This window comes from Candidatus Methylomirabilota bacterium (assembly GCA_036001065.1).
Taxonomy (GTDB): domain Bacteria; phylum Methylomirabilota; class Methylomirabilia; order Rokubacteriales; family CSP1-6; genus MNEF01.
Map to the genome: position 1 here is coordinate 1 of DASYUQ010000141.1, position 9,435 is coordinate 9,435.

Genomic DNA, 9,435 nt, shown 5'->3' on the forward strand with positions numbered 1-9,435 from the left:
CGCGGGATCGAGGACGTCGGGCCGGTTGGTGGCCGCGATGAGGATGACGCCCTCGTTGGTCTCGAACCCGTCCATCTCGACGAGGAGCTGGTTCAGCGTCTGCTCACGCTCGTCGTGGCCGCCGCCCAGCCCCGCTCCCCGATGGCGGCCCACGGCGTCGATCTCGTCCATGAAGATGATGCAGGGCGCGTGCTTCTTGCCCTGCTCGAAGAGGTCGCGCACGCGCGAGGCGCCGACGCCCACGAACATTTCGACGAAATCCGAGCCCGAAATCGAGAAGAAAGGGACGTTGGCTTCGCCAGCAATCGCCTTGGCCAGGAGCGTTTTCCCGGTGCCGGGCGGCCCCACCAGCAAGACGCCCTTGGGGATCTTGCCGCCCAGCTTCTGGAACTTCTGCGGGTCCTTTAGAAAATCGATGATCTCCCGCAGCTCTTCTTTTGCTTCATCGACACCGGCAACATCTTGGAAGGTCACTTTGTTTTGTTTCTCGGAAATCAACCGTGCTCTCGCCTTCCCGAAACTGAGCGCCTTGGCGCCCCCGCCCTGCATCTGGCGCATGAAGAAGATCCACACGCCGATGAACAGCAGCATCGGAACCCACTGGAGGAAGATGGTGTACCAGGGGCTCGCGTCGGGCGGCTTCACCGCGATGCGGACGCCCCGCTCGCGGAGCATCTTGATCAGGTCCGGGTAGTCGACGATGTAGGTGGTCCGGCGGGTCTGAGTATCGTCCCGGAGCGTGTAGGTGACGAGGTTGCCGCGGATCACCACCGAATCGACGCGGCCCTGCTCGACGGCGCGGAGGAACTCGGAGAAGTTCGGCTGCTCCTGGCCGCTCTGCTGGGCGCCCTGAAAGACGGTGAACAGGAGGATGACGATGAGGCCGATCACCATCCACAGGGCGAGGTTCTTGTAGACCTGATTCATGCGATTTCAATTATAGCACCATGACGCGCCGCGGCGGGCGCGCCGACTCGCGGTCTGTCGGGGAATGGTCAGTCTCGCCGACGCACTCATCGAACTTGCCACGGTTCGAGCGCCGGCTTTGCCGGCGCAACCTGTTCCTGGGGGAGGTTTCGGAAGGGGGGCGGAGCCCCCCTCCGAGTCTCCTAGTGCCGTTCCAACTTGTTGATACTAAATCTGTCCACGAACGACGTACACGGTGCCTTCCTAGGCGCGAATAGTTGGAACGGCACTAGCGGAGGGTGACGTAGGAGGGGAACTGGCGCTCGGTGCTCAGACGCTCGGCCATCTCGCGCGCCTCCTCGCGGGAGGCGAACGCTCCGACGCGGACGCGATAGCGCGCGCCGGCGACTCCGTCCAGCTCGGCGACGTACGCCTCGTGGCCGACGTCGGCGAGCATGGCGCGCATCGCCTCCGCCTGCGCGCGTGTCTTGAACGCGCCGACCTGGATCGTGAAGCGGCGGTCGGCCGCGGGCCCGGGCTCCGGAACTGGCGGCTCCCCGCTGGGCGCCGGGGGCGCCTCGGGCTTGGGCGCTTCCGCCTTCTTCGGCTTCGGTACGGGCGGCGGCGCCGTCAGCGGCGCGGTCAGCTCCTGATAGAAGGTGAGCACCGGTGCGGGCTCGGACGCGCGAGCGCGCTCGCCGAGCCGCGCCTCCCGGCGGGCCGCGGCCTCGCGCTCGGCCCGCACCGTCGCGCCGCTCCCGAGCGAGGGCAGCAGCCGGGGCCAGTGGCGTCCGGCGACGACCCCCGCCCCGAAGGCGACGCCGAGAACGGCCACGAACCCGAGGATGACGAGGAACGACCCGACCCGATGGGATTCGGGCGGCCGCCGCTTCATCACATGCTCTCCGGCGCGCTCACGCCGAGCAGGTCCAGGCCGTTGTGGAGAACCTGGCCCACGGCGGTGCAGAGGGCCAGACGCGCGAACATCAGACCCCGGTCGGGCTGAATCACCCGGTGGGACTTGTAGTAGGGGTGGAAAAGGCCCGCCAGCTCTCCCAGCCAGTAGCCGATCCGGTGCGGTTCCAGCGCGTGAGCGGCGCCGGCGACGAGCGCGGGGAACTGCACGAGCCGCTTCATCAGCGCCCGCTCCTCCGGCAGCGTCAGGGGCGTGAGATCGATCTCGCTCCACGGCGGCACGCGGATCCCCTGCTCCGCCACCTGCTTCCAGATGGATCGGATGCGGGCGTGCGCGTACTGCACGTAGTACACGGGGTTCTCGGCCGACTGGCGGGTGGCCAGGCCGAGGTCGAACTCCAGCGGGCTGTCGTGGCGGCGCGTGAGGAACGTGAAGCGCGCGGCGTCGCGGCCCACCTCCTCCAGCAGCTCCTCCATCAGCACGAACTCGCCCCGGCGCTTGGACATGCGCACGGGCTGGCCGTCGCGCAGCAAGGTGACGAGCTGTACGATGAGCACCTCGAAGGTGCCGGGCGGATGCCCGAGCGCCTCCATCGCCGCCCGCAGCCGGGGGACGTAGCCGTGGTGATCCGGACCGAAGACATCGATCACGCGATCGGCGCCCGGGAACTTCACGTAGTGGTGGTTGGCGAGGTCGACCGCGAAGTAGGTCAGCTCGCCAGTCGAGCGCCGGAGCACGCGATCCTTGTCGTCGCCGAACTCCGGCGAGCGGAACCAGAGGGCGCCTTCGTGCTCGTGGGTGAGCCCGCGGGCGGCCAGCTCCTCGAGCGCCTTCTCGGGTAGGTGCCGGGCCCGGACGTCCCGCTGCTCCGATGTCCAGAGGTCGAACTCGACACCGTAGTCTCGCAGGACCGCGCGCTGCTGATCGACGATGCGCGCGACCGCCCAGCGGCCGAAATGCTCCACGACGTCCGCCCCGGCGGCGTGCGGGGCGAGCCGCGCGTCGAGCTCCTCGGGGGTGCCGATGCGCTGCTCCTTGAGGTACTCCGCGGCCAGCTCGATCAGGTACTCGCCGGGGTAGCCATTCTCGGGCAGCGCGGCCTTGGCCCCGAGCGCCTGGCGCACCCGGGCCTCGAACGAGCGGGCCAACGCCTCGAACTGGGTGCCGGCGTCGTTGATGTAGTAGTCGCTGGTGACGTGGGCGCCCTGGGCGCGCAAGAGGCGCGCGAGCGAGTCGCCTATCGCCGCGGCGCGCCCGTTGACGATCACCAGCGGGCCGGTCGGGTTCGCCGAGACGAACTCCAGCCGGATCCGCGTCCCCCGCAGGGTCTCACCGCGACCGTACGCGGCGCCGGCGGCCAGGATGTCGCGGAGGGCCTGAGCGCACCACGCCGCCGAGAGCACCACGTTCAGGAACCCGGGGCCGGCGACCTCCAGGCGCTCCACCTCGGGCAGGGGTGGGAAGTGCTTCACGATGAGCTCGGCGATCTGGCGCGGCGACCGGCGGGCGGCCTTGGCCAGCACCATGGCGGTGTTTGTCGCGTAGTCGCCGTGCTCCGCCTCACGCGGGATCTCCCAGAGGCAGGCCTCGGGCTCGGGCAACCCTGCCTTCGCCAGCGCCGTCCTCACCCCCTCGGTCAACCGCTCCGTGAGGCTCTTGCTCATGGGTCTTTCATAGACTCGCACGGCCATTCATAAGCTCGCCTCGGACGGGCGGGGCCCAGCCCGCTGGCGTCCTGCGGCTCGCAGACCATTCATAGGCTCGCCTCGGACGGGCGGGATTTACCTCCGCTCGCCTCGAGCGCAGGGGCCCCAGCCCCTGGCCGCCCTGCGGCTCGCCCCGCAGCCCGGCGGCGTCCTGCGGCTCGCACTGCAAACCAAAATCGCCGCGCGATGGCGGCGATCACGCCTCATCATACCCATGCGGTCCCATCCTGCCGAAGAAAAAGGGGCCGGGCGGCCTCGTGTAGGATAGGAGCGCCGAGTTCGGGAGCCTGGAGGGAGGTCGCCATGACACGAGTCCACGACCGGGGCGGATGGCCGGGCGCCGGCGCCATCGACCGGCAGGAGCACCAGCTGGCGGATTGGGAGCTGCTGGCCGATGCGCTCGTCCAGTCCCTGGCCAGCCCTCACCGACGCGTGATCCGCATCGACGAGCTCCGGCGGGCGATCGAGAGCCTGCCGGCAGCCGAGTACGAATCGCTCAGCTACTACGAGCGCTGGATCGCCGCCGTCGAGCGCCTGATGATCGAGAAGAAGATCGTCACTCGCGAGGAGATCGACGCGAAGGCGGCCACGCTCGGCGAGGAGTGCCGCGCGTGAGATTTCGCGAGGGAGACCGCGTGCGCGTGCGTACCGACGACCGCGCCGGTCACATCCGGACCCCGGCCTACATCCGGGGCAAGTCGGGCTGGGTGGCGATCGCGCACGGCGAGTTCCGCAACCCCGAGTCGCTGGCGTACGGCGGCGAGGGACTGCCCAAGCAACCCCTCTATCTGGTCGGGTTCCGCCAGACGGACCTCTGGCCCCGCTACTCGGGGCCCCCGACCGACACGCTCTACGTCGACGTCTATGAGCACTGGCTTTCCCCGGAGGGGGGCTCCGCATGAGCCAAGATCACGACCACCGCGACGAGCACGCGCCGATCCGCGACGGCGGTCACGCCTCGCCCCTGGCCAGGCGGGCTCGCGCCCTGGAGGCGCTCCTGACCGAGAAGGGCGTCCTCTCCACTGCCGACATCCGCTCGGCGATCGATACGCTCGTCTCGCGGACGCCGGCGGACGGCGCCAAGCTCGTCGCCCGCGCGTGGGTGGACCCCGCGTTCAAGGTCCGGCTACTGGCCGACCCCAAAGCGGCGGCCGCCGAGCTGGGGCTCGATCTGACCAGCTACGCTCGACTGGTCGTGGTGGAGAACACGGACAAGGTCCACCACGTGGTCGTTTGCACTCTCTGCTCCTGTTACCCGCGCATGCTCCTGGGCCCCCCGCCCGCCTGGTACAAGAGCCTCGACTACCGGGCCCGCACGGTGGCCGATCCGCGCGGTGTCATACGGGAGTTCGGCCTCGAGCTTCCGCCGAAGGTCGAGGTGCGGGTGCTCGACAGCACCGCGGACATGCGCTACCTCGTCCTGCCGCGGCGCCCGCTGGGCACCGAGCATCTGAGCGAGGCGGACCTGGGATCGCTGGTGACCCGCGACTCCATGATCGGCGTGAGCGACCCGAAGCCGGAACGCACTCATGTCTGATATGAGATATAACCAGCTAACTCCAGGCATAATCTAGCGAACCATCACTTCTACCAGGGCGACGACGACCGCGGTCAAGAGAGCCGCGACGGCCATCACCCTGACGCTCTGTGGGATGTCGTCCGGGGCGGGGAGCCTTCCCTCCCCGAGCCGATAGTGTCCCGGCTTTTCGAGCACCAGCCCGAGGGCTCCCGCCATCGCCGCCATCGTCCATCCCGCGTTGGGGCTCGCGGTCCGGCCGTGGTCCCGCCGCATGACGTGGAAGCCTCGCCGCGCGTCGGCGCCCGTCAGCGCCGCTGCCACGACCAGCGCCGCCGCGGCAAGCCTGGCCGGGATCAGGTTCAGCAGATCGTCCAGGCGCGCGGCCACCTTGCCGAAGTGCTCGAGGACGCCCTCCCGGTAGCCGATCATCGCGTCGGCCGTGTTGACGGCGCGGTAGGCCACGACGCCGGGCAGACCGAGGGCGACATAGTAGAGCAGCGGGGCGACAACGGCGTCGGTCAGATTCTCGGCGACGGACTCGATGGCCGCCGAGGCTACGTGAGACTCGTCGAGCCCGGCCGTGGGCCGGCTCACGAGGTGGCGGCCCACGGAGGCGCGGGCGGCGGCCAGGTCGCCGTGGTCCAGATCGCGAGCGACGGCCCGCGCCGCCTCCGCCAGTCCGCGGGCCGAGAGCATCGATTTGAGCGCGAGCGCCTCGACGAGCAGACCGAGCGCGCCGAGGCTGCCCGAGAGCGCCGTCACCATCCATCCCGCTCCGGCGGCCAGCGCCGTCACCACCAGGGTGAGCAGCGCCCCGCTCACCAGTAGCCGTGACGGCGATCCTCTCGCGAGCCGGCGGCGGCCGGCGCCGAGCGCGCGGCCGATCCAGGCCACCGGATGCCAGCGGTTCGGCGGGTCGCCGAAGACGAGGTCGAGGGCCAGCGCGAGGAGGACGACGCCGGCGGCAGCCGGGCCGCTCAGAGGCGGGCGAGCTTGGCGATGGCGGCCACGTCCACCGCCGCGGCGACGGCGTCGGCGAGCCGGTCGTAGCGCGCCGCCTGGCTCTGGGGGGCGCCCCACTGCGGATCGAGCGCGGCGCCCTTGCGCTGCGCCAGACACAGGAGCAGCGCCCGGCGCAGCGCATCGTTGGCGAAGAGGCCATGCAGGTAAGTTCCGAGGACGGTGCCGTCCCCCCTCATCGCCCCCTCGCGATCGTCCGCGGGGCGACCACCGCGCTCGGTGACGGTGAAGGGACGCGCCGCCTCGCCGACCTCGCTCGCGCCCATGTGGATCTCGTAGGCCGAGAGGTTGGCGCCCGCGGCCCCCGCGAACGGGCCGATCGTGGCGGCGACTGTCGCCCTGACGCGGACGGTCGTCTTCGTCTTCGCGAAGGTCGTCTCGATGGCCAGCAGCCCCAGCCCCGGTGCCGTCGCCACCGGCGATTCCACTCTGTCAGGATCGTGCAGCGTCCGGCCGAGCATCTGATAGCCGCCGCAGATGCCGAGGACCGGCACCTTCCGGCGCGCCGCCGCCACGATCGCGTCGGCGAGTCCGGTGGCCCGGAGCCAGCCGAGGTCGGCGATCGTGCCCTTGCTCCCCGGCAGCACGATCAGGTCGGCCGCCGCCAGGTCCGCGGCGCCCCTGGCGAAGCGCACGTGCACGCCCGGCTCGCCGGCCAGCGGCTCGAAGTCGTCGAAGTTTGCGATGCGCGGCAGCCTGACGACGGCGATCTCGAGCACATGGGGTCCGGGGGACGGAGGAAGGTCGTCGAGGTCGAGCGAGTCCTCCGCGGGGACGAGGTGCCTGTCCAGAAAGGGTACGACGCCCAGGACGGGCACGGCCGTGCGCCGGACGAGCGCGTCGAGGCCCGGCGCCAGGATGGCGCCATCCCCCCGAAACTTGTTCACGATGAATCCGGTCACCCGCGCGCGATCGTCCGCGTCGAGCAGCTCGAGCGTTCCCACAAACGCGGCGAAGACGCCGCCCCGGTCGATGTCGCCGACGAGCAGCACCGGGGCCTCCGCGAGTCGCGCGATGCGCATGTTGACGATCTCGCCGTCGCTGAGGTTGATCTCGGCGGGGCTCCCCGCGCCCTCGATGATCACGAGGTCGTACGTGCGGCGGAGACGGCCGAGGCTCTCCTCCACCACCCCCAGGAGCTGGCCGCGCCGCCGTCCGTACTCCCTAAACGTCAGGCTCCCCACGGGCGCGCCCCGCACGATCACCTGAGAGCGATCGTCGGCCTCGGGCTTGAGGAGGATCGGGTTCATGTCCACGGTGGGCTCGAGGCCCGCCGCCTCCGCCTGCGCGGCCTGGGCGCGCCCGATCTCGCGACCGTCGGCGGTGACGGCAGAGTTCAGCGCCATGTTCTGCGCCTTGAACGGGGCGACGCGGTAGCCCCGTCGGGCGAAGATCCGGCAGAGCGCGGCGGTCAGCAGACTCTTGCCGACGCCGGACGCCGTGCCCTGGATCATTACGCAGGGCGCGGCCCTCATGAGCGATAGCGTTGCCGGAAGTCCTCCCACAACTCGATCCGTGTCCAGTCGGCTTCGCGCAGGCGGTTCGAGTCGTCGTCGTAGTAAGGGTTCGGGAAGAGCACGGTCAGCATCTGCTCGCCGAGCCCGTTCCAGACCCGGAGGCCGTAGGTCGCCGGCGAGCACGTCCCGCCCATGGTGCGGAAGAACGCCGCGCGAGCCACCCGACGGGCCTGGGCCGCCGGGCCCGAGGTGTCGCCGACACAGAGGTGGAAGTGCCAGGCGCCGGTGTCCGCGGTCAGGTAGCCGTCGAGCATGCTGAGCTTGGGCGCCGCCGTGAAGCGGATCTCCCAGGCCGCGCCCTGGATCAGCGGTCCCACCGTGATGCGCGACCAGTGCTCGGCGAACAGCTCGGTGAGGAGCCGCTCGACGCGGTCACCGCCGACGGCGATGTCCTCGTAGTCGGTGGTGGTCCCATCCAGCTCCTTCTCGGTCGTGCTGCTCGCCATGGCGCCGGCCTCCCGGGCTCGGGGATTCGGCGCCATTCTAGCGGCAAACCGCTCACTGCAGCGCGAAGACCACCGGGAGGCGGACGGTGAGCGTTCGGCCGGGCAGCTCGGCCGGGAAGGGGTGGGCTCGAAGGCTGCGCACGGTCGCCACCGCGGCCTCATCGAGCACCGGGTGCGCCGAGGGCTGGATCACGGACACGGGACCGATCGCGCCGTTCGGCAGGATCGTCAGCTCGACGGTCACCGTCCCGGCCAGGCCTCGGCGGCGCGCCGCGGCAGGATAACGCAGGGCCTCCTGGATCCGCCGGCGGAGATGCGCGAGGTAACCCGAGTACGCCGCGCGATCATCGCCGGAGCCGCCGCGGGGGACGGCCAGCGCGAGCTCCCGTCCAGGCCTGGCTCCGAACCCGGTGCCTCGCCTGTCCCCGGCGAGAGCGGCGAGCGCGCCGCCCTCGCCTCGCTCTGTGTGCGTCGCGTCGGCGCGCGTCGTCGACCCATCGGGCGTGCCCGGCCCCTCACGCGTCGCCGCGGACGCCTCCGAATCGCCGGACGGCGACCCCTGAGGAGCCGGGAGAACGAGGCTGGGAGGTTCCTCCGACGGTGGCGAGGGTTCGACCGACGGCGGCAGTTTGACCGGCGGCGACGATTCAACCGGCGCCGCCGGCACGGGGGCGTCGCTGGCGCGGCGCGGCGCGGTCGCCGGCGCCCGGATCGCGTCGGGTCCGCGCTCGCGACTTTGAACGGGCGCCACCGCACGCGCCGTCGCCGGTACCGGCGTGCCGCTGAGGCGTTCGCCGCGCGCCCGCTCTCCGGCCGCCTCAGTCAGATCGATGAAGAGGGCCGGGAGGCGATCGGCGCGCGGGATGACGAGGGCCACGCCCAGCACGAGAGCGCCGTGGAGGAGCACCGATACCGTCAAGCCTGCGAACGAACGACGGCTCACGAGTTCTCCCGAAGCCAGCGGCTGATGCCGGCGTCGAGCGCCGATTTCACCGCGCGCCCCGCCACCGCGCCCAGCTCGCTCGACGGGCCACCGAACCGGCAGCTTCGGCCGCCGCCGGTCGCCGCCACCACGACCGCGTCCGTCGAGGTGCCGCTGGCCAGCCCGCCGTCGGCGGCGCGGACCCCGGCCTCGGCCAGCGCGAGGGTCTTGGCCTCGGTCGCGGTGATGACCAGATTCACCAGGGCCGCTGGCTCGGGCGCGGCGTCGACCAGGACGATCGTGTTGATCGTCGACGGCGTCCAGACGGCGGCAGCGCCCCGGCCGGCGCCGACCGCGTTGCTCAAGCCCACGGTGACGACGGCGACGGCGCTCAGCCCCTCGGCCGTCGCGCTGGCGACTTCGGCCTGCTCGGTCCAGGCCGCGGTGAGGAGGCCGACGTAAGGGGACGCCACGGCGCGGCGG

11 protein-coding genes are annotated in these 9,435 nt (G+C 71.2%); 3 read left to right on the forward strand and 8 right to left on the reverse strand.

What is annotated here, in order from left to right; translation table 11 throughout:
* The 3 genes from VGV13_13925 to argS all read right to left on the reverse strand — a co-directional run.
* Nucleotides 1-927, reverse strand: a 927-nt coding sequence (locus tag VGV13_13925; GenBank protein HEV8642194.1) for an ATP-dependent metallopeptidase FtsH/Yme1/Tma family protein, incomplete at its 3' end; no start/stop codon positions are given.
* Nucleotides 928-1,195: 268 nt separating this feature from the next.
* A complete protein-coding gene (locus VGV13_13930) occupies nt 1,196-1,801 on the reverse strand; it encodes an SPOR domain-containing protein (protein ID HEV8642195.1) in 606 nt (201 codons plus the stop codon).
* Nucleotides 1,801-3,486, reverse strand: a complete 1,686-nt coding sequence (argS, locus tag VGV13_13935; GenBank protein ID HEV8642196.1) for an arginine--tRNA ligase — start codon at nt 3,484-3,486, stop codon at nt 1,801-1,803. The genes VGV13_13930 and argS overlap by 1 nt, the downstream gene beginning before the upstream one ends.
* A 345-nt stretch (nt 3,487-3,831) precedes the next feature.
* On the opposite strand from argS, the gene VGV13_13940 reads away from it, so the two are divergent.
* Genes VGV13_13940 through VGV13_13950 form a run of 3 tightly spaced genes read left to right on the forward strand, consistent with a single transcriptional unit; the run spans nt 3,832 to nt 5,065 of the window.
* Nucleotides 3,832-4,143 carry a nitrile hydratase gene (locus tag VGV13_13940; GenBank protein HEV8642197.1) on the forward strand — a complete coding sequence of 104 codons (312 nt, stop codon included), beginning with the start codon at nt 3,832-3,834 and terminating at the stop codon, nt 4,141-4,143.
* Entirely contained in the window at nt 4,140-4,430 is a 291-nt protein-coding gene (locus VGV13_13945) for an SH3-like domain-containing protein (GenBank protein ID HEV8642198.1), read from the forward strand. The genes VGV13_13940 and VGV13_13945 overlap by 4 nt, the downstream gene beginning before the upstream one ends.
* Nucleotides 4,427-5,065, forward strand: a complete 639-nt coding sequence (locus tag VGV13_13950; GenBank protein ID HEV8642199.1) for a nitrile hydratase subunit alpha — start codon at nt 4,427-4,429, stop codon at nt 5,063-5,065. Before VGV13_13945 ends, VGV13_13950 begins: the two co-directional genes overlap by 4 nt.
* A 33-nt stretch (nt 5,066-5,098) precedes the next feature.
* Here the strand turns inward: VGV13_13950 and cbiB are convergent, their stop codons facing one another.
* The 5 genes from cbiB to VGV13_13975 all read right to left on the reverse strand — a co-directional run.
* A complete protein-coding gene (cbiB, locus tag VGV13_13955) occupies nt 5,099-6,028 on the reverse strand; it encodes an adenosylcobinamide-phosphate synthase CbiB (GenBank protein HEV8642200.1) in 930 nt (309 codons plus the stop codon).
* A complete protein-coding gene (locus VGV13_13960) occupies nt 6,025-7,542 on the reverse strand; it encodes a cobyric acid synthase (GenBank protein ID HEV8642201.1) in 1,518 nt (505 codons plus the stop codon). Before VGV13_13960 ends, cbiB begins: the two co-directional genes overlap by 4 nt.
* Nucleotides 7,539-8,030 carry a hypothetical protein gene (locus VGV13_13965; protein ID HEV8642202.1) on the reverse strand — a complete coding sequence of 164 codons (492 nt, stop codon included), beginning with the start codon at nt 8,028-8,030 and terminating at the stop codon, nt 7,539-7,541. The genes VGV13_13960 and VGV13_13965 overlap by 4 nt, the downstream gene beginning before the upstream one ends.
* A gap of 52 nt (nt 8,031-8,082) precedes the next feature.
* A complete protein-coding gene (locus VGV13_13970) occupies nt 8,083-8,973 on the reverse strand; it encodes a TonB family protein (protein HEV8642203.1) in 891 nt (296 codons plus the stop codon).
* Nucleotides 8,970-9,435 (reverse strand): adenosylcobinamide amidohydrolase (locus VGV13_13975; GenBank protein ID HEV8642204.1); only part of this gene is annotated, 466 nt, incomplete at its 5' end. The genes VGV13_13970 and VGV13_13975, both read right to left, overlap by 4 nt.

Coding starts and splice junctions, on each gene's coding strand:
- VGV13_13940 (HEV8642197.1), top strand. CDS start 3,832: ATGACACGAGTCCACGACCGGGGCGGATGGCCGGGCGCCGGCGCCATC.
- argS (HEV8642196.1), bottom strand. CDS start 3,486: ATGAGCAAGAGCCTCACGGAGCGGTTGACCGAGGGGGTGAGGACGGCG.
- VGV13_13950 (HEV8642199.1), top strand. CDS start 4,427: ATGAGCCAAGATCACGACCACCGCGACGAGCACGCGCCGATCCGCGAC.
- VGV13_13960 (HEV8642201.1), bottom strand. CDS start 7,542: ATGAGGGCCGCGCCCTGCGTAATGATCCAGGGCACGGCGTCCGGCGTC.
- VGV13_13965 (HEV8642202.1), bottom strand. CDS start 8,030: ATGGCGAGCAGCACGACCGAGAAGGAGCTGGATGGGACCACCACCGAC.
- VGV13_13930 (HEV8642195.1), bottom strand. CDS start 1,801: ATGAAGCGGCGGCCGCCCGAATCCCATCGGGTCGGGTCGTTCCTCGTC.